Origin of the sequence: Plantibacter auratus (assembly GCF_050587365.1) — a bacterium.
Taxonomy (GTDB): Bacteria; Actinomycetota; Actinomycetes; order Actinomycetales; family Microbacteriaceae; genus Plantibacter; species Plantibacter auratus.
Window position 1 is genome coordinate 227115 of the sequence record NZ_JBOBFV010000003.1, and the last position, 16837, is coordinate 243951.

Here is a 16837-nt window from a genome sequence, read left to right on the forward strand (position 1 = left end):
TGTGCGCTGCCGTGCCGGTTCGAGGTCGTGTCAGTGCGATGCGCGCTCGACCGAGTTCGAGCGCTGACGCGCGCCGATGCTCGCCAGCGTCATCCTGAGGTCGTTCCGGAGGCCCGTGAGGTGCTCCGTCTCGCCGCCGATCCACACGCGGTAGTCGGCCGCGTCGTGTCCGTCGACGTCGAGCATCTCGCTCGCCCAGGCCCGGGTCGCTCGTGCGACGGCCTGACCGCGTGCGCACCGGCTGCCCGTTCCAGGTTCCCCCGAACGCGCTGCGCGGACGAGCCACGTCACGACGACGCGTCCCGGCGAGTCGAGGGTGGTGATCGACGCGGCGTCGTCGACCTCGACGAACACCTGACCGCGGGCGCAGATGGGGAGCAGCGCGAGGACCTCCGCCAGCTCGCCGACCGACGACTCGTCGCCCGCGAGCAGCACGTGGCGTGCGTCCGCGACGGCGAACTCCGCCGGATCCTCGAAATAGCTCACACGATCAGTATAGGCGAGCCTAAGCTCACCTCGGCCCCCGCGCAGGGTCTTCCAAGGCGGCGGAGCACATCACGATCCGATCACTCTGTGACGCCCCCTGACACCGTGGCTGGCACCACACACGTCGACTGGGTACGCTCGCTGGAGCCCCAGCGATGCGGCTTTCCGGACGCGGTCCAGTATTCACGCGGCCCAGGCGGGAATGCCCGCTGCCCGGAACCGGTTGTGCGTCTCCAGATGCCGGCCACTCCAGCATCCCCGAAAGGACCTCCATGCGTCATCGTCAGCTGCGTCGTCAGCTCCTCACCGCCGCGATCGCGGTCACCGGCGCCGCCCTCGTCCTCACCGGCTGCGCAGGCCCGGCCGCGACGCCGACGCCCGACGCCGACGCGACCCTGCGGGTCGGTCTCGTCCTGGAGCCCTCCGACCTCAACATCCGCACCACCTCCGGCGCCGCGCTCGACCAGATCCTCATCGACAACGTCTACCAGGGCCTCGTGTCCCGCACCGAGGACAACCAGATCGTCGACACGCTCGCGAAGAGCCACGACATCAGCGCCGACGGTCTCACCTACACCTTCGTCCTCCGCGACGGCGTGACCTTCCACGACGGCGCCGCCCTGACCGCGGCCGACGTCGTCGACTCCATCACGCAGGTGCAGCAGGACCCGACGTTCGTCGACAACGTGGCCCTCCAGAAGGTCGCCTCGATCACGGCCGTCGACGACTCGACCGTGCAGTTGCAGCTCACCTCGCCCGACTCCAACCTGTTGTGGACCCTGACCGGACGCGCAGGACTCGTGCTGGAGTCGGGCGCCACCAACGACCTGTCGACGACCGCCAACGGCACCGGGCCGTTCACCCTGAAGACCTGGAAGCAGGGCGACAGCATCACCTTCGACCGGAACGCGAAGTACTGGGGCGACGCTCCGAAGGTCAAGGAGGTCGTCTTCAGCTACATCCCCGACGCCTCCTCCGCCGTCAACGCCACCCTCGCCGGCGAACTCGACGTGCAGACGGCGCTCGACGCGAACCTCAAGGACCAGATCACCCGCGCCGACGGGTTCAGCATCACCGAAGGCAAGACGACCGACAAGTACACCCTCGCCTTCAACAACCAGCGCGCTCCCCTGAACGACCCCCTCGTCCGGCAGGCGCTCCGCTCCGCCATCGATCACGCCGCGATCGTCGAGGCCGTCGGCGGTGCCGCGGTCGAACAGTACGGACCGATCCCCGAGCTCGATCCGGGCTACGAGAACCTCAGCGAGCTCGTGAAGTACGACCCGGAACAGGCGAAGGCGCTCCTCGCCCAGGCCGGCCAGGAGAACCTGTCCCTGACGCTCACGATCCCGAGCTTCTACGGAACCTCGGTGGCCAACGTCCTGGTGTCCGAGTTCAAAGCCATCGGCGTCACCCTCACCGTCAAGAGCGTCGAGTTCCCGACCTGGCTGAACGACGTCTACACGAACAAGGACTACGACCTCAGCTACGTGAACCACGTCGAGGCACGCGACTTCCAGAACTGGGCGAACCCGAACTACTACTTCGGCTACGACAACGCGCAGGTCCAGTCGCTCTATGCTGAATCCGTAGCGGCGACCGATCCGGCCGTCGCAGCCCAGAAGCTCAAGGAGGCGGCGTACCTCGTGTCGAAGGACAACGCCGCCGACTGGCTCTACACCGCGATCACCCTCACGGTGGTGCGCGACGGCGTGACCGGCTTCCCCGTGGACTCGGTCAACTCGCGCATCAACCTGGCGAAGGTCGCCGTGACCGGGTGACCCGCTTCATCCTGACGAGGCTGGTACTCCTCCTCGTCGGGCTCCTCGCCGCGAGCGCCCTGATCTTCTTCACCATCAGGGTGCTCCCGGGCGACGTCGCCCAGGTCATCGCAGGGACGGACGCGACGCCCGAAGCGGTCGCCGCGATCCGTGAACAGTTGGGACTCGGCCAGCCCGTCCTCCTGCAGTACCTCGACTGGATCGGCGGGTTGCTCCGCGGCGATCTCGGGAACTCGCTCATCACGGGCACCCCCGTCGCCAGCGAACTCGCCCAGAAGGCGCAGGTGACCGTCCCGCTCGGCATCATGGCCCTCGTCATCGCCCTCGCGTTCAGTGTGCCGCTCGGGGTGTTGGCGGCCGTCCGGCGAACCCGCGCGACGGGCGTCGTCATCTCCTTCGCGTCGCAGGGGCTCGCCGCCGTCCCGGTCGTCTGGGCCGGCATGATGCTCGTGCTCCTCTTCGCCGTCGTGCTCGGTTGGCTCCCGGCGCAGGGCTTCCCGCGCGCGGGCTGGAACGATCCGCTGGCGGCGATCCGCGCCCTCCTCCTCCCGGCACTCACGATCGGCGTCGTCGAGGGCGCGGTCCTGCTGCGCTTCGTCCGTTCCGCCGCCCTCGACGCGATCGGCCAGGACTACGTCCGGACGGCGGCGGCGAAGGGGCTGACCCGTTCGCAGGCACTCATCCGCCACGGGCTGCCGAACGTGGCGCTCTCGGTCGTCACCGTGCTCGGGCTCCAGATCGCCGGGCTCATCGTCGGCAGCGTCATCATCGAACAGCTCTTCACGCTGCCCGGCATCGGGCGCATGCTCGTCGCCGACGTCGGCAACCGCGACCTCGTGAAGGTGCAGGGCGAGCTCCTCGTCCTCACCGGGGTGGTCCTCGTGATCGGTGCCGTCGTGGACGTGGTCCACCGTCTCGCAGACCCCCGACTCCGAGAACAGGAGCGGACCACATGACCGCCCGTCAGGATCACCCGCGTCGGCGCGCGGTGTCAGGCGGACTCCGCACGCTCGTGGCCGGCCCGGCCGGCGTGTTCGGGCTCGTCGTCGTCGCCCTCCTCCTCCTGAGTGCCGGCGTCTCCTTCCTCTGGACGCCGTACGACCCCCAGCTCACCGATCCGTTCGCGAAGTGGCTGGCTCCGTCGCCGGCCCATCTGCTCGGCACTGACGAGGTCGGACGCGACATCTTCAGCCTGCTGCTCGTCGGCGCGCGTGTGACCGTGGCCGTCGCGATCGGTTCCGCAGTCGTCTCGACGGTCATCGGGGTCGCCCTCGCCGCCCTCGGTTCGCTCACGCGGCGCTGGGTCCGGGAGACGGTCGCGGTGCTGATCGACATCCTCATCGCGTTCCCGACCCTCCTCATCGCCATGATGATCGCCTCCGTCTTCGGCGGCTCGCTGTGGGTCGTCATCTGGGCGGTGGGCATCAGCTTCGGCGTGAACATCGCCCGGGTGACCCGACCCGAGATCCGCCGAGTCTCGCACAGCGAGTACGTGCTCGCCGGCAAGGCCGCCGGTCTCGGACCGGTGAGGAACCTGACGCGGCATCTGCTGCCGAACGTCGCACCGGTGTTCATCGTCCAGCTGTCGTGGTCGATGGCGGTCGCGGTGCTCGCCGAGGCGGGCCTGTCGTACCTCGGCTACGGCGCCCCCTCCAGTGTCCCGTCCTGGGGTCGGATGCTCAGCGAACTGCAGACCTACCTCGCCGTGCACCCGCTGTCGGTGCTGTGGCCGGGGCTCGCCATCACCATCACCGTCCTCGCCCTGAACCTGCTGGGCGACGCCCTCCGGGACGCGACCGATCCGACCCTCGGTCGCCGGGGACCCGCCTCGACCCCCACCTCGCCCCAGGGGGTGACCGCATGAGTCTCGACGTCCAGGACCTCGTCGTCACGCTCGGCGGCCGCCGGGTCGTCGACGGCGTGAGCTTCAGCGTGCCGGCGGGCGCACGGTTCGGCCTCATCGGCGAGTCCGGATCCGGGAAGTCGCTGACGGCGCTGGCGATCCTCGGACTGCTCCCGGACGGCGCCGCGGTGAGCGGCAGCATCCGCTGGCAGGGCGAGGAACTCCTCGGCCGCGACGACCGCGAACTCGCGCGGATCCGCGGGCGTGAGATCGGGATCGTGTTCCAGGAACCTCGGACGGCGCTCAACCCGATCCGCACCATCGGACGCCAGATCGGCGAGCCGCTGCGCATCCACGAGGGGCTGTCGAAACGGGAGGCGTTCGACCGGGCCGTCGAACTCGCCGCGCGGGTCCGTCTGCCCGACCCCGAGCGCATCGTCCGGCGATACCCGCACCAGCTGTCGGGCGGGCAACGCCAGCGGGTCGCGGCCGCCATCGCCCTCGCCTGCGGACCCTCCCTGCTCATCGCGGACGAGCCGACCACGGCGCTCGACGTCACCATCCAGTCGGAGATCCTCGGCCTCTTCGAGCGTCTCGTGAGCGAGACCGGGGCATCCCTCGTCTTCATCACCCACGACCTCGCGGTCCTCTCCCGGATCGCCAGTGGCGCCGTGGTGCTCGCGCAGGGGAAGGTCGTCGAGGCCGGGCCGGTGGCCCAACTGCTGTCGATGCCGGTGTCGCCCGTGACGCAGCGGCTGTTGGCCGCCGCGAAGACCATGAGCTGGAAGGGCGAGGACGATGACTGAGCCGCTGCTCCACGCACAGGGGCTCGGACGGGTCTACACCAACCCGCGGGAGTCGCTCTTCCAGCGCCCGAGCCGCACCGTCGCGCTCCACCCGAGCGACCTCGTCGTCGCCCCCGGTGAGGCCGTCGGCATCATCGGTGAGTCGGGGTCGGGCAAGTCGACCCTCGTCCGGCTCCTGCTCGCGCTCGACACCCCGAGCTCGGGTTCCGTGGCGTTCGACGGCCGTCCCGTCAGCGCCACGGCGAGCGCCAGGAGCCTGCACTGGTTCCGTCGACAGACGGGCGTGGTGTTCCAGGACCCGTACGCGTCGCTCGACCCGCGCATGAGCGTCGGTCGGATCGTCGCCGAGCCGCTCGCGGCGCTCGGCATCGAGGGCGACCATCGTTCCCGGGTCCGAGGGGTGCTCCGGCTCGTCGGGCTCGACGCCGATGCGGCTGATCGGTTCCCTCATGAGTTCTCGGGTGGTCAGCGCCAGCGCATCGCGCTTTCGCGCGCGATCGTGCACCGCCCGCGCCTCCTCGTCGGCGACGAACCGCTCAGTGCGCTCGACGTGACCGTCCGGGCGCAGATCCTCGAGCTGCTCGGCCGTCTCCGCGAGGAACTGGGGCTGGCGATCGTGCTGGTGTCGCACGACATCGGCGTGGTGCAGCACCTCTGCGACCGGGTGGTCGTGATGCGCGACGGGGCGATCGTCGAGGAGGGTCCGGTCGCCAAGGTCCTCAGTCGGCCCTCACATCCGTACACGACCCAGTTGCTCGCCTCGGTCCCCCGCCTCTGACACCGCCCCGATCCCTGAGCCTGTCGAAGGGCCTCAGGCCGACGGGTCCGCCAGGCGCCGATGCCGGCGCAGAGCCGCGCGCTGGCTCGGCGACTCGCCGTGCAGGACGAGCCCCACGATCCACAGGACGACCCGGGTCGCCGTCACGACCGGCAGCGGGATCGGGCCGAGATGGGCGGTGCGGAGCCCGAGGATGCGGCGGTACTCGGGTGGGATCGTCGCGACGGCTCCCGCGAAGAGGATCCCGTAGGCGGGGAGCAGCGAGCGGTCGAGCGGCGGTCGACGGAGGAACGCCAGGGTCTCGTCTACCCGCGGGCCGCCGGTCAGGTCGCCGGCGTCGAGGTACCCGCGCAGCTGCCTGGCCAGTTCCGCCTCCGAGCGGGGCGGGTCGACGACGCCCATGAGCTCACCCGCGAGCGCCCAGTCGGCCACATAGGCGTCCGCACCACCGGGGATCCGGCCGCCCCAGGTCTGTCGCACGCTCAAGAAGGCGTCGGTGAACGCCAGGTGCACCCAGCGCAGGAGGTCCGGGTCGTTGGCCGCGTACGGGCGCACCACGCCATGGGCGTCGAGGTACTCCCCGACGACGCGTTCGTGGAGCTTGAGCACGTAGTCGCTCGTCCGACGCGCCGTGTCACGGTCGCCGTACGTCACAGTGAAGATCCAACGGATGGTGCCGTCGAGCCGTCCGAGGGGGTCCTCCCGGTACCGGGACCAGTCGTGCACGCCGGCCAGGGCCCCGGGGTGGGCCGCCTGCAGGAGGAGCGCCCGGATGCCGGCGACCATGGTCTCGACACCGCCGTGCACCGTCCAGGCCGCGGAGTCGGGCGTGAAGAACCCCGTGTCGGTGCCGTCCTCGAGATCGAGCGTCCACTGCGGCGGGCGGTCCTGCTCCACCGCGAAGACCGCGAGGATACGTGAGCGGAGCCCGGCGAGCAGGCGGGTGCGCAGGCGGGAGACCGGTCGCCGTCCAGTGCCGACATCCACCACTCGATCGTCCTCCACTCGCCGTCACGACGAGCCTACGTCGGGATGCCGGTGGCCCCACCCGTAGGGGGATCGTCTCCTCTATCCCGGTCCCTGAGCCTGTATCCCGGTCCCTGAGCCTGTATCCCGGTCCCTGAGCCTGTCGAAGGGCGCCTCGGCAGGGGCCCGGTCACCGGGCTGGCTTGCGCGCTTCGATGAGGGTTCGTGACGAGTGCGCGACGAACGGGCCGTCATCCTGCAGGGAACGGTGCAGCTCCTGCAGGCGGTCGAGGTACCGCGCGGAGGTGAATCCGGGCACCATCCAGATCACCTTGCGCAGGAACCAGATGATCGCACCGACGTCGTGGAACTCGATCCGCAGTCGTTCGGTCCGCAGGTCCACGATCTCGAGTCCGGCGGCGCGGGCACCGTCGGACTCGTCGTCAGGGTGACGTGCTCGACGGACGGCTTCGGGCTGCGGGCCGAGGAAGGCCTCGACGAGTTCGAACACGCTCGCCGGTCCGACGTGCTGGGCGAGGTAGCTTCCTCCTGGCGCGATCACCCGCGCCACGTCGCTCCAGTCCACGGCGACGGGATGCCGGCTCGACACGAGCGCGAACGAGCCGTCCGCGAACGGCAGTGGAGCACCCTCCTCCGTGCGAACGACGACGACGCCCCGCGGGTGCAGGCGGGCGGCGGCTCGGGCGAGGTTCGGTGGCCAGGACTCGGTGGCGGCGGCGAGCGGCGGAAGAACCGGCACCGTGTCGAGCACTTCTCCCCCGCCGGTCTCGAGGTCGAGCGACGACGGGACGTCGGCCAGACGTCTCCCCAGCAGTTCGGAGAACCGCCAGGAGGGGCGCTCCTCACTGGCCCGGCCGTCGAGCCAGGAGAAGTCCCACCCGTCGACCGAGGCGGCGTCGGCCTCGGCGACGAGGTCGTCGAACGATCGTGACATGGTCCCCTCCGTGCGTGGCTCCGTGGGCGGTGCGCTCATCCGACGGTCTCGAACCGGCTCGGATCGAGCCGCTCGACGTCGAACCGCGGCACCGCGTCGAGCAGCTCCCGAGTGTACGCGTGCTGCGGATGCCCGAGGACGGCCGAGGCCGGGCCCGACTCAACGACGCGCCCGGTCGACAGCACCGTCACCTCGTCAGCGATCTGCCGGACGAGACCGAGGTCGTGCGAGATGAACAGGTAGCTGAGCGCGTGCTCGTCCCGGAGGTCGAGGAGCAGTTCGACGATCTGCGCCTGCACCGAGACGTCGAGCGCCGAGGTGGGCTCGTCGAGGACGAGCACCGACGGCGCGAGGACGAGCGTCCTCGCGAGTGCGACCCGCTGGCGCTGACCGCCCGACACCTCCCGTGCACGACGCCCCAGCGCACTCGTGGGGAGGGCGACCTGGTCGAGGATGGTCGCGACGCGGCGCCGGCGTTCGGCGGCGCTCCGCACCCCGTGGATCCGCAGGGGCTCCTCGATGATCTGTCCGACGGTGTACCGCGGATCGACCGCCGAGAGCGGGTTCTGGTAGACCAGCTGGAGGTCGCGCGCAAAGGGGTTGGCGACGGCGTTGTCCTGCGGGAGTTCCCGGCCGGCGACCCGCACCGAGCCGTCGTCGAAGGAGGTGAGCCCGGCGACGATGCGCGCGAGCGTCGATTTGCCCGACCCGGACTCGCCGACGAGCGCGTGGATCGAACGCGGACGGAGGACGAGCGACGCGCCGTCGAGTGCGGGCGGCGCCTGCGGATCGCGTCCGAACCGTTTGGACACGTGCGACACCTCGACCACCGCGGGCGCCGCGTTCGTCTCGCCGCGCTGCTCCGCCTGCACCTGCTCGGCCGCAACGCGGATGCGTTCCCGGTAGCGCAGCGGCGACGACGCGGGCGAGTCCGAGAGCAGCCCCACCGTGTAGGGGTGCTGCGGTGCGAGCAACACCTCCTCGGCCGGACCGGACTCGCGGACGTTCCCCTCCTGCAGGACCACGATCGCGTCGCTGCGCTCCTGCGCCAGCGCCAGGTCGTGGGTGATGAAGAGGATCCCGAGCGCGAGCTCCTGCCGGAGGCCGTCGAGGAGGTCGAGGATGCGCCGCTGGACGGTCACGTCGAGCGCGGACGTCGGCTCGTCGGCGATGAGCAGCTTGGGCCTCGCCGCGATGGCGATCGCGATGAGCACCCGCTGCAACTGCCCGCCGGAGAGCTCGTGCGGGTAGGACCGCACGCGGGCCGAGGCCTGACGGATGCCCACGTGCTCGAGCAACTCGATCACGCGCGCGGGGACCTCCGAGCGCGGGGTGTCGCCCGCCACCTGGACCGCCTGGGCGATCTGCACGCCGATCCGCTGCAGCGGGTCGAGTGAACTGAGCGGATCCTGCGGGATGAAACCCAGCGTCGAGCCGCGCAGGGGGCGCCACTGCTTCCGGGAGAAGTCGGCGACCTCGTGTCCGGCGACCGCGACCCGACCGGCGGTGACCGAGCCGTTGCCCGGGAGGAGTCCCGCGACCGCCCGGGCGATCGTGCTCTTCCCCGAACCGGACTGGCCCACGAGCGACACCGTCTCGCCGCGGCCGACCTGGAACGACACGTCGCGCACCGTGTCGGTCGGCCCCCTCGAGCCACGTGTCCGGTACCCGACGGCGAGTCCGTCGACGAGCAACGGCACCGGAGCCGCGTCGACGACATGGAGTGCGCTGTGCTGCAGGGCTGCCTGGTTCATGCGGTGGTCCTCTCGCGGGTGAGTTGGCTGAGACGGCTGATGGCGAGCACGGTGACGGCGATCACGAGGCCCGGGACGACGACGAGCCACGGCGAGGACACGACGTACTGACGACCCTCGGAGACGAGCAGGCCCCACTCCGGGTCGGGCGGCGGAGCTCCGTACCCGAGGAAGCTGAGCGAGGAGATCCAGATGATCGCGAGGCCGAACTGGAGGGCCGTGAGCGACAGCACCGCGGAGTACGAGTTCGGGAAGACGTGCTTCGCGAGGACGTACGCCCGCGAACCGCCGAGATGGTGACTCGCCTCGACGAACGGCAGGTCCTTCACCGTCAGCACCTCGGAGCGCATGATCCTGGTGAACGCCGCGATCGAGGAGATCCCCACGGCGACGGCCGCGTTCAGGGTGCCGAAGCCGAGCGCCACGACGACGACCATCGCGAGGAGCAGCCCGGGGATCGAGAGCAGCACGTCGACGATCCGGCTGATGACGGCGTCGACGAGACCGCCGAACGACGCGGTGACGAGCCCGAGGACCGTGCCGGCGCCGAGTCCGATGAGGACGGCGACCGCCGAGCCGAGCAGGGTCCGACCGGTGCCGTGGATCACCCGCGACAGCAGGTCGCGACCGAGGGAGTCGGTTCCGAACCAGTGCGCGACCGACGGTGCGGCGAGCGCGTTGGCGTCGTCGGGCTCGAGCGGGTCGTACGGTGTGAGGAGGCCGGGTGCGATCACGGACACGAGGACGAGACCGACGACGATGATCGCCAGGACGTCCGCGAGCCCGAGGCGGCCGAGGAGTCGACGGAACGCGTCCGGTCCGTCGTCGGCCGCGGTGACGTCGCGGTCCGCTTGGAGTCGGAGGCTCATGCGTCCACGCTCGCTTTCGTCGGGATACCGCCGGGTACCGCCGTCCCCGTCGCCGCCGCTGTCGCGACAGCGGCCCTGGCGAGGCGGGAGCGTCGTGACCTCCCATGCCCGGGCCGGACGATGCGCGGGTCGAGGACGGGGTAGACGAGGTCGGTCACGAGGTTGATGCCGACGTAGATGGAGGAGATGAGGATGACGACGGCCAGGATCACCGGGGTGTCCTGATCGCGCACGCTCTCGAAGGTGATGAATCCGAGGCCGGTGCGGGTGAACACGGCCTCCACGACGACGGCACCGGCCAGCAACTCTCCGACGACGAGGGCGAGCATCGTGATCGACGGGATCGCACCGTTCTTCAGGACGTGGCCGAGGGCGATCCGGACCTCGCTCGTCCCCTTCGCGCGGAGCACGGTGACGAAGGGTTCGTCCGCAGCCTTCCGGAGTCCCTGGATCAACACCTGCGTCAACGGACCGTTGACGGCGAGCGCCAGGGTCAGCGCCGGGAGCACGTAGGACACGAAGCCCTGATCGCGCACCGACGACACCCAGCCGAGCTGGAAGGAGAAGATCGCGAGGAGCACGAAGCCGATGAGGAAGCTCGGCGCGGAGATGGAGGCGATGGGCGCCGATGCCGCGATGCTCCTGATCGCCCTGACGGGGGCGTACACGGCGGTGAGCGCGATCGCGAGCGACAGCACGATCGTCATGACGAACGCCACGCCCGCGAGCACGATCGTGTCCGAGAAGCCCTGCGCGACGAGGTCCGACACGGCACGACCGCTCACGAGCGAGTAGCCGAGGTCCCCGTGGAGGAGCCGCCCGACCGTCAGCGTGAACTGCTCGAGCGGCGACAGGTCGAAGTGGTAGTACGCCCGCAGTGCTTCGCCGGCGGACGGGGGCAGTGGGTTGAGCGGGCTCGTCAGCTTGTTCTCGATGGGGTCGCCGGGCAGGACGAAGAGGGTGAAGAAGACGAGCGTGTAGACGAGCGCGATGACGAGGAGCGCCTGGGCGACGCGCCTGATCACGTAGTCGCGGTACTGCCGGCGTCGCGTGTCCGCCGCGCTGGCGTTCGGATGCTGGTTGGACATGTGGGGCCTCCTCTCGGAAGGGACGGGACCGGACACGGGAGGGCCGTCCGATCGACGGCCCTCCCGCTCGCTCAGTCCTCGATCGAGGTGTTGTAGAACTCCGGCAGGGCGCCGTCGGAGAGGGAGAAGCCCTTCACTCGCTGCTGGGTGACGAACACCTGGCTGTCGTTGAGGATCGGGACGACGTAGGCCTGGTCGATCAGGTGGTCCTGGATCTGTCCGAGGATCGCCGCACGGGTGTCGTCGTCGGTCGCGGCGTTCTGCGAGTCGAGCAGCGACTGCAGGGTCGTGTCGGAGCCGGCGAGACCGAGGAGGTCCGAGCCGTCCTTGCTGTAGTACTCGCTGAGGCCCTTCGAGGGGTCAGGGTGCGGCCAACCGACCCGAAGCGCCCCGACCTCCGGGTCCGCGAACGCGGTCGCCCAGTAGGTGGAGTAGTCGAGCTCGTTGAGCGACAGCTCGATCCCGACGTCCTTGAACTGGTTCTGGATCTGCTGGAAGAGGCTCTTCGCCGTGTTGTCGTAGACGTCGATGTAGGTCTTCACCGTGAGCCGCTCGCCGTCCTTCGTGCGGTAGCCGTCCGCGTCGCGATCGGTCCAGCCGGCGCCGTCGAGGAGGCGGTTCGCCGCATCCGGGTCGTAGGCGAACTTCGCCGATTCGTCGACGTAGCCGAAGGTGCCCGGCGACAGGACCGACGTCGCGGGCGTCCAGCTGTCGGTGTACTGCGTCTCGATGATCTGCTCACGGTCGATCGCGTGCAGCAGCGCCTTGCGGACGTCGACGTCGTCGAGGAACGGCGCCTGGCTGCGGAGGAACCACTGGTTGCTGAGACCGACACCCGTCTTGGACACGATGTCGTAGCCGGCGTCGACGAGCCCTTGCTCCTCGCTCGGCTGGACGTAGCGGATGACGTCGGCCTCGCCCGACTTCAGGGTGCCGAGCCGGACGCTGTCCTCCTGCACGGGGATGACCGTGACCGAGGCGAGATGCGCCTCGCCCTGGTTCGGAGAGGACGGCGGGGCCCAGGCGTAGCCCTCACGACGGTCGAGCACGATCTCCTTGCCGTAGGTCTCGGAGGCGACGACGAAGGGACCGGAGCCGATGAGGTTCACGAACTTCGACTGCTCCTCCTTGCTCGCGTCGATCGTGGCGTCGGCGACGAGCCCGGATCCCCACCCGGTGAGCACGTTGAGGAAGGGCGCGTACGGCGCGGCGAGGACGACGGTGACGGTGCTGGTCGCGTCGTCCGGCGTCGCGATGAGACCGGGCGGGAACTGCGCGTTCGGGGTCGTCCCCTTCGCCTCGTCGCCGGTCGACTGCCAGTTCAGGTTCTTCGCGACGCTCGAGGCGTCGACGGCGGTGCCGTCGCTGTAGGTGACGCCGTCACGGATCACGAAGGTGTACGTGAGACCGTCGGGGCTGACGGTCCAGGAGTCGGCGATCCACGGTTCGAGTTCGCCCGTCTCCGCGTTCCGGTAGAGCAGGCGGTCGGTGATGTTCTGCTGGAGCGCACGGGTCTGCCACGTGCCCGCCTCCTGCACCTGCGCCGAGGTGGGGATCTCCGCGTCGAGGTAGGTGAGGCTGCCACCGTCCGCGTCTGACGAGGCCGACGCCGCCGAGCAGCCGGTCAGCGCGATGCTCACGGCGACGAGGGCTGCGGCGGCGAGTCGTGCTCGCCGTCTGGTGGTTCGGGTCATGACGGGTACTCCTGTGGGTCGGGGTGGTCCGGTGCTGTGCCGGTGTGGTTGCCCATCCTGGTCGGCACACCGGGCCACCCCGCCGCTCTGTTACGACAGGTTTCCCGCGGGTTCCCTCGATGACGCCGTGTGACCGTCGAGCGCCCTCTCGTGCTGGTCGCCGAGGTTCCGTCCTCCGCGATATCGTGCGGCCGGGTGGTCGTCGGGGAGCCGGGCCGCCCCGCCCGTCAGGCGCTCGCGGAGCGTCTCCCCCGGTCGATACGCGTCGCGCAGCCGCCCTCGGCGACGCAGCTCCGGCACGACGAGTTCGACGAAATCGGTGAGCGTGTCGAGGCTGTGGTACTGCCGCAGGTTGATCCCGTCGATACCGACCTCGTCCAACCATCGCTCGATCTCGTCGGCGACGACCTCGGGGGGGCCGACAGCGAAGAAGTCCCGTTCGAGGTCGCTGCCGACCCGCACGATGAACTCGCCGACGGTGCCGGCCGTCACCTGCGGCGGCAGGGCGTCAGCCGGGACCCCCTCTGCGGCGAGCGCCTCGGCGACGGTCCGGTCCTCCGGGTGCGCCAGCGGATCGAACGGCAGCCCGGCGTGCACGAACCGGCCGACGATACTCGCATGCTCGCGGTACTGCGCGGCCTTGGCCTCGGCCTCCTCCTGCGTCCGCGCGACGATGACGGCCGCCTGGACGACGATCTTCAGCGCGGCCCCGTCGCGTCCGTTGTCGGCCGCTGCCGCACGGAACCGCTCCAGGAGGGGGCCTGCACCACCTGGACCCCGCACGCCCGTGAACACGGCTTCGGCGTGCCGTCCGGCGAACGCGATGCCGGCCGGTGAGGCGGTCGCGGTGTAGAGCAGCGGTGTCCGTTGGGCGCTCGGCTCGGACAGGTGCGGTCCGGCGACCTGGAAATAGCGCCCGACGTGATCGATATACCGCACCTTGTCGGGGTCGGAGTAGACGCCGGCCTCCCGGTCACGGATGACGGCGTCGTCGTCCCAGGAGCCCTCCCAGAGCTTGTAGAGGACGTCCAGGTACTCCTCGGCGATCGCGAACCGTTCGTCGTGCGGGATCTCCTCGGCGAGGCCGAAGTTCCGTGCGGCGTTCGGCAGGTAGGAGGTGACGATGTTCCACGCGACGCGGCCGTTCGTCAGGTGGTCGAGGGTGCTCATGCGACGCGCGAAGGCGAACGGCGGCTCGTAGCTCGTCGAGAAGGTGATGCCGAAGCCGAGGTGCTCGGTCACGGCGGCCATCGCGGGGACGACGAGCAGCGGGTCGTTGTTGGGGATCTGCAGGCCCTCACGCAGGGCGTCGGCCGGGCCGCCGCGGAAGACGTCGTAGGCGCCGACCACGTCCGCGATGAAGATCGCGTCGAACCCGCCCGCCTCCGCTGTCCGGGCAAGTGTCGTCCAGTACCGGATGTCGGTGTACTGGTCGCGTCGGTTGTCCGGCAGGCGCCAGAGGCCGTGGGTGATGTGGCTCACGCAGTTCATCTCGAACAGGTTGAGGATGAGCTGCTTGGGGCTGGACCGCGTTGGGCTGGACTGTTCGCTGATGATCGACTCCTCCGGTGGAGCGGCGATCGGTCCGTCCGGACCGGGCCGCCTCAGCACCCTAGGCGCAGCGGGAGGGACGAGGTCCGGCCGCGGTGTCACATCCCGTCATACGCCACCGGGCGACGCGAGGGCGACGATCGGTCAGCGGGCGACGGACGGGACGCGGTCCTGCCAACGCAGTCGCCGCTCCAGTTGCGCACCGAGGGCGAGCAGGGTGGCCTCGCCTCCGGGACGCCCGATCAGCTGGACGCCCATCGGCAGCCCCTCGGACGTCTCGTGCACCGGGAGCGTGATGGCCGGCAGGCCGGTCGCGTTCACGAAGGAGGTGTGCGGCGCGTAGCGCACCTGCTGCTCGAAGTTCAGCTCGGGCGAGTCCTGGTCGTACCAGCCGATCGGCCGTGGTGTCTGGGCGAGCGCCGGCGTGATGATCGCGTCGAACGGCGCGAACTGCGCGAGGACGCTGCGTTCGAACCGGTGGAGACTGGCGAGCGTCTCCATGAGCCGGGTCGCCGGCAGCGCCCGACCGCGCTCGACGAGGGACCTCGTGATGGGTTCGAGGAGCGCCAGCTCCGCCTCCGAGGACGCCGGGACACCGGCCGCTGAGGCCTGCCAGATCGTCGTGAAGTCGGTCGGGTACCGTTCGGCGTCGCGAAGGGTGAGCTCCTCCAGGCCGTGCCCCATCGCGGTGAACGCCCGGGTGGCGACGTCGACGGCGGCGCGGGCCTCCGGGTCCACCGCCAGCTCGAAGGCGCTGTCCCAGGGTGAGCCGTCGAGGACCGCCAACTGGAACCGGCCCTCGCCGCGCACGGCGTGCCCGAGCAGGGGTCCGTCGTCGGCGTCGGGTGCTCGCAGCGTGAAGTGATGGTCGATGCGTCCGTGCACGCGCTCGATCATCGCGTCGAGCAGGAGCGCCGCGTCGGCGACGGTCCGGGCGATCGGCCCGGGGACGACGAGGCCGGCGAGGCGGTCGACACCGGAGCCCGCGGGGACGAGCCCCCGCGTGGGCTTCAGGCCGACGAGCCCGCAGGCGGCCGCCGGGATGCGGACGGAGCCGCCACCGTCGGAGCCGGGGGCGAACGGGAGGAGCCGCGCGGCGACGGCGGCTGCGGCCCCGCCACTCGACCCCGCCGCTCCGCGGTCGAGGGCCCACGGGTTCCGCGTCGGCACCCCGTCGAGCGGCTCCGTGTAGCCGTAGAGCCCGAACTCCGGGGTCGCGGTCTTCCCGAGGCTCACCGCTCCGGCCCGGTCGAGGACGCCGACCAGCTCGTCGTCGGTCGTCGCCACGACCTCCGCGGTGAGCCGTGACCCGAAGCGGACGGGCTGACCGGCACGGGACACGAGGTCCTTGTCGCCGATCGGGAGCCCCCAGAGCGGTGCGGTCCGAGGAAGTGCCTCGACCGCCTCCACGCGTTCGGCGAGCGATCCGGCGGCGACCGAGGTGAAGGCGCCGATCGCGTCGTCGAGGCGCTCGATGCGGTCGAGGTAGTGCCGGGCGAGCTCCGTCGGTGAGACTTCGTCCCGCTGCAACGCCTGCCACTGCTCGAGCGCCGTCAGCTCGTGGAGTTCCGCCATGCGACCAGCCTAGAGGCGGCGCTCTCCTGTGGTCCCCGTTCCCCGGCCGTTCCGGTCTCTGGTCCCTGTCCGTTCCGGTCCCTGAGCCTGTCGAAGGGTGTCGACCGGTTCAGCGCTTCAAGGACTTCTGGAGGAGGACCGTGCCGATCCAGCGGCCGAACTTGAAGCCGACACGGCCCATGCGGCCCACCTCGGTGAACCCGAACTTCTCGTGGAGGGCGATCGACGACTCGGCGCCCTTGTCGGCGATGACGGCCAGCATCTCCTTGAGCCCGGCGGCCTTCGAGCGCTCGATGAGCTCACCGAGCAGATCGGTGCCGAGGCCCTTGCCGGTCGCCGCCGCTCCGAGGTAGATCGAGCTCTCCACGGTGAATCGGTAGGCGCGCTTCTGCTTCCACGGCGCGCACAGCGCGTACCCGAGGATCTGTCCGGTCGGGTTGACGGCGACGATGAACGGGAGCTGGAGCCGCTGCAGGTAGGCGAACTTGGAGCGCCACTCGGCGAGGGTCATCGCGTCCTCGTCGAAGGTGACCATGCTATTGGCGACGTAGTGGTTGTAGATCGCCCGGATGTCGGGCAGGTCGGCCGCAGTGGCGTCGCGCATCGTGAAGGCGAACGGCGTCTCGGGGGTCGGCGGCTTGCGCAGGTGCGGCGGCAGCCGGCGCCTCGGCTCGTACTCCTCTTCCAGCAT

15 protein-coding genes are annotated in these 16837 nt (G+C 70.4%); 5 read left to right on the top strand and 10 right to left on the bottom strand.

What is annotated here, in order from left to right; all coding sequences use genetic code 11:
* Window positions 1–30 precede the first annotated feature (30 nt).
* Window positions 31–486 carry an SIP domain-containing protein gene (locus tag ACQ3HE_RS14010; RefSeq protein ID WP_430893187.1) on the bottom strand — a complete coding sequence of 152 codons (456 nt, stop codon included), beginning with the start codon at window positions 484–486 and terminating at the stop codon, window positions 31–33.
* Window positions 487–758: 272 nt separating this feature from the next.
* On the opposite strand from ACQ3HE_RS14010, the gene ACQ3HE_RS14015 reads away from it, so the two are divergent.
* The 5 genes from ACQ3HE_RS14015 to ACQ3HE_RS14035 are packed head-to-tail and all read left to right on the top strand — an operon-like array spanning window position 759 to window position 5694.
* The gene (locus ACQ3HE_RS14015) at window positions 759–2267 is read left to right on the top strand and encodes an ABC transporter substrate-binding protein (protein ID WP_086473978.1); all 1509 of its coding nucleotides are present in this window, start codon (window positions 759–761) and stop codon (window positions 2265–2267) included.
* Window positions 2264–3223, top strand: a complete 960-nt coding sequence (locus ACQ3HE_RS14020; protein ID WP_430893188.1) for an ABC transporter permease — start codon at window positions 2264–2266, stop codon at window positions 3221–3223. The genes ACQ3HE_RS14015 and ACQ3HE_RS14020 overlap by 4 nt, the downstream gene beginning before the upstream one ends.
* On the top strand, window positions 3220–4131 hold the full coding sequence (locus ACQ3HE_RS14025; protein WP_430893189.1) for an ABC transporter permease: 912 nt from the start codon (window positions 3220–3222) through the stop codon (window positions 4129–4131). The genes ACQ3HE_RS14020 and ACQ3HE_RS14025 overlap by 4 nt, the downstream gene beginning before the upstream one ends.
* Window positions 4128–4916 carry an ABC transporter ATP-binding protein gene (locus tag ACQ3HE_RS14030; protein ID WP_430893190.1) on the top strand — a complete coding sequence of 263 codons (789 nt, stop codon included), beginning with the start codon at window positions 4128–4130 and terminating at the stop codon, window positions 4914–4916. The genes ACQ3HE_RS14025 and ACQ3HE_RS14030 overlap by 4 nt, the downstream gene beginning before the upstream one ends.
* On the top strand, window positions 4909–5694 hold the full coding sequence (locus ACQ3HE_RS14035; protein WP_430893191.1) for an ABC transporter ATP-binding protein: 786 nt from the start codon (window positions 4909–4911) through the stop codon (window positions 5692–5694). The genes ACQ3HE_RS14030 and ACQ3HE_RS14035 overlap by 8 nt, the downstream gene beginning before the upstream one ends.
* A 33-nt stretch (window positions 5695–5727) precedes the next feature.
* Here the strand turns inward: ACQ3HE_RS14035 and ACQ3HE_RS14040 are convergent, their stop codons facing one another.
* The 9 genes from ACQ3HE_RS14040 to ACQ3HE_RS14080 form a co-directional block, all read right to left on the bottom strand.
* Window positions 5728–6681 (bottom strand): oxygenase MpaB family protein, encoded by a 954-nt coding sequence (locus tag ACQ3HE_RS14040; RefSeq protein ID WP_430893192.1) that lies wholly within the window; start codon window positions 6679–6681, stop codon window positions 5728–5730.
* A gap of 169 nt (window positions 6682–6850) precedes the next feature.
* Window positions 6851–7615 carry a class I SAM-dependent methyltransferase gene (locus ACQ3HE_RS14045; protein WP_430893193.1) on the bottom strand — a complete coding sequence of 255 codons (765 nt, stop codon included), beginning with the start codon at window positions 7613–7615 and terminating at the stop codon, window positions 6851–6853.
* 35 nt (window positions 7616–7650) lie between these two features.
* Window positions 7651–9369, bottom strand: a complete 1719-nt coding sequence (locus ACQ3HE_RS14050) for a dipeptide ABC transporter ATP-binding protein (protein WP_430893194.1) — start codon at window positions 9367–9369, stop codon at window positions 7651–7653.
* On the bottom strand, window positions 9366–10238 hold the full coding sequence (locus ACQ3HE_RS14055) for an ABC transporter permease (protein WP_430893195.1): 873 nt from the start codon (window positions 10236–10238) through the stop codon (window positions 9366–9368). Before ACQ3HE_RS14055 ends, ACQ3HE_RS14050 begins: the two co-directional genes overlap by 4 nt.
* Entirely contained in the window at window positions 10235–11326 is a 1092-nt protein-coding gene (locus ACQ3HE_RS14060) for an ABC transporter permease (protein WP_430893196.1), read from the bottom strand. The genes ACQ3HE_RS14055 and ACQ3HE_RS14060 overlap by 4 nt, the downstream gene beginning before the upstream one ends.
* Before the next feature lie 71 nt (window positions 11327–11397).
* Window positions 11398–13020 carry an ABC transporter substrate-binding protein gene (locus tag ACQ3HE_RS14065; protein ID WP_430893197.1) on the bottom strand — a complete coding sequence of 541 codons (1623 nt, stop codon included), beginning with the start codon at window positions 13018–13020 and terminating at the stop codon, window positions 11398–11400.
* Between the two features lie 90 nt (window positions 13021–13110).
* The gene (locus ACQ3HE_RS14070) at window positions 13111–14601 is read right to left on the bottom strand and encodes an NtaA/DmoA family FMN-dependent monooxygenase (RefSeq protein ID WP_430893305.1); all 1491 of its coding nucleotides are present in this window, start codon (window positions 14599–14601) and stop codon (window positions 13111–13113) included.
* Window positions 14602–14715: 114 nt separating this feature from the next.
* Entirely contained in the window at window positions 14716–16146 is a 1431-nt protein-coding gene (locus tag ACQ3HE_RS14075) for an amidase (protein WP_137243320.1), read from the bottom strand.
* A 109-nt stretch (window positions 16147–16255) separates the two neighbouring features.
* A complete protein-coding gene (locus ACQ3HE_RS14080) occupies window positions 16256–16837 on the bottom strand; it encodes a GNAT family N-acetyltransferase (protein ID WP_079707223.1) in 582 nt (193 codons plus the stop codon).

Bases quoted from the DNA above. Each gene is read 5' to 3' on its own strand.
- ACQ3HE_RS14015 (WP_086473978.1), top strand. From the start codon at position 759: ATGCGTCATCGTCAGCTGCGTCGTCAGCTCCTCACCGCCGCGATCGCG.
- ACQ3HE_RS14030 (WP_430893190.1), top strand. From the start codon at position 4,128: ATGAGTCTCGACGTCCAGGACCTCGTCGTCACGCTCGGCGGCCGCCGG.
- ACQ3HE_RS14050 (WP_430893194.1), bottom strand. From the start codon at position 9,369: ATGAACCAGGCAGCCCTGCAGCACAGCGCACTCCATGTCGTCGACGCG.
- ACQ3HE_RS14045 (WP_430893193.1), bottom strand. From the start codon at position 7,615: ATGTCACGATCGTTCGACGACCTCGTCGCCGAGGCCGACGCCGCCTCG.
- ACQ3HE_RS14080 (WP_079707223.1), bottom strand. From the start codon at position 16,837: ATGCTGGAAGAGGAGTACGAGCCGAGGCGCCGGCTGCCGCCGCACCTG.
- ACQ3HE_RS14025 (WP_430893189.1), top strand. From the start codon at position 3,220: ATGACCGCCCGTCAGGATCACCCGCGTCGGCGCGCGGTGTCAGGCGGA.
- ACQ3HE_RS14060 (WP_430893196.1), bottom strand. From the start codon at position 11,326: ATGTCCAACCAGCATCCGAACGCCAGCGCGGCGGACACGCGACGCCGG.
- ACQ3HE_RS14065 (WP_430893197.1), bottom strand. From the start codon at position 13,020: ATGACCCGAACCACCAGACGGCGAGCACGACTCGCCGCCGCAGCCCTC.
- ACQ3HE_RS14055 (WP_430893195.1), bottom strand. From the start codon at position 10,238: ATGAGCCTCCGACTCCAAGCGGACCGCGACGTCACCGCGGCCGACGAC.
- ACQ3HE_RS14035 (WP_430893191.1), top strand. From the start codon at position 4,909: ATGACTGAGCCGCTGCTCCACGCACAGGGGCTCGGACGGGTCTACACC.
- ACQ3HE_RS14075 (WP_137243320.1), bottom strand. From the start codon at position 16,146: ATGGCGGAACTCCACGAGCTGACGGCGCTCGAGCAGTGGCAGGCGTTG.